2 protein-coding genes are annotated in these 1,537 nt (G+C 67.0%); one reads left to right on the top strand and one right to left on the bottom strand.

Features of this window, described 5'->3' with window-relative positions; translation table 11 throughout:
* Positions 1-62: 62 nt before the first annotated feature.
* Positions 63-1,058, bottom strand: coding sequence for an aldo/keto reductase (locus FJ980_RS31175; protein WP_140547386.1), 996 nt, complete (start codon positions 1,056-1,058; stop codon positions 63-65).
* A 96-nt stretch (positions 1,059-1,154) separates the two neighbouring features.
* Here FJ980_RS31175 and FJ980_RS31170 point away from each other — a divergent pair.
* A partial coding sequence (locus FJ980_RS31170; RefSeq protein ID WP_140547385.1) for a LysR family transcriptional regulator occupies positions 1,155-1,537 on the top strand: 383 nt, incomplete at its 3' end.

Raw genomic sequence — 1,537 nt, 5'->3', positions numbered from 1 at the left:
CAGAGAGGGGGGCCTCGCGCCGACCCTTCAAAGGGGCGCCGAAGCGCCCCTTCCATTGTCGCTCACCCGTTCACCAACGCCAGCAGTTCCTCCGTGTAGCGCTTGCCGACCACCTTGTCGGGCGACAGTGCGTCACCGATCGCCGCGACCTCGGCCGCGCTCAGCTCGATATTCGCCGCGGCCGTGTTCTGCTCAAGGTGGCGTATCTTCCTTGCGCCGGGGATCGGGACGATGAAATCGCCTTGATGCAGCACCCAGGCGAGCGCCAGCTGCGCCGGGGTCACGCCCTTCCCGGCGGCCATCTTCTCCAGCACGGCGATGACGGCATTGTTGGCTTCCATCGCCTCGGCCTGGAAGCGCGGCAAGGTGAGGCGCCAGTCGCCGGCGCCGAGCGCGTCCGGCTTGGCGATCGCGCCAGTGAGCAGGCCGCGGCCGAGCGGGCTATAGGGGACGAAGCCGATGCCGAGCTCGCGGCAGACGTCGAAGACCTCGTCCTCGGGATCGCGGCTCCACAGCGAATATTCACTCTGCACCGCGGCGATCGGGTGCACGGCATGCGCCCGGTGCAGCGTCGTGCCGCTCACCTCCGACAGGCCCAGCGCCCGGACCTTGCCCTCGCGCACCAGCTCCGCCATGGCGCCGACCGTGTCCTCGATCGGCACGTTCGGATCGACGCGGTGCTGGTAATAGAGGTCGATCACGTCGGTATTGAGCCGCTTCAACGAGGCCTCGGCCACCGCCTTGACGTGCTCGGGGCGGCTGTCGACGCCGATCATGCGGTCGGTGCCCTCGCCGTGCTCGGAAATCTTGAAGCCGAATTTGGTGGCAATCGTCACCTTGTCGCGCACCGGCTTCAGCGCCTTGCCGAGCAGGATCTCGTTCTCGTATGGACCATAGACTTCGGCCGTATCGAAGAAGGTCACGCCGATCTCGACGGCGCGGCGCAGCGTGGCGATCGCTTCCGCCTCCGGCTGGCCGCCATAGCCGAAGCTCATGCCCATGCAGCCGAGGCCGACGGGGAAGACTTCGAGTTCAGTTCCAAGTTTGCGGGTTTTCATGGCGCATCTCCTTGTTGCGATGGGGGAGAGATAGCGCCTCGCGACGCGTTCGATAATTCTTTCTCTTTTGTACGGGTTGCTCTATAAAATAGAACGATGAATCGGACGAACCTCTCGCAACTCGCCGTGCTGGCCGCGGTCGCCCAATGTGCCAGCTTCCGCGGCGCCGCCCGCGAGCTCGGCATCGCGCCGTCGGCGGTGAGCCATGCCGTGTCGAGCCTGGAAGCACGGCTCGGCGTGCGGCTGCTGGCGCGCAGCACGCGCAGCGTCGCGCCGACCGAGGAAGGCGCGCAATTGCTAGAGCGGCTGCGCCCGGCATTGTCCGAGATCGACCTTGCGCTGGAAACGGCGGTCGAGGCGCGCGACCGGCCGGCCGGCAATCTCAGGCTCAGCGTGCCGCGCACCGCTGCGCATCTAGTGCTGACGCCGCGGCTCGGCGCCTTCGCCGCCGCCTATCCCGACATCGTGCTGGAGATCGT

The sequence above is a fragment of the Mesorhizobium sp. B1-1-5 genome (assembly GCF_006443065.1).
Lineage (GTDB): Bacteria > Pseudomonadota > Alphaproteobacteria > Rhizobiales > Rhizobiaceae > Mesorhizobium.
Note: the sequence above shows the minus strand (reverse complement) of the source record. Positions and strands in the feature narration are given on the sequence as shown.

Bases quoted from the DNA above. Each gene is read 5' to 3' on its own strand.
- FJ980_RS31175 (WP_140547386.1), bottom strand. From the start codon at position 1,058: ATGAAAACCCGCAAACTTGGAACTGAACTCGAAGTCTTCCCCGTCGGC.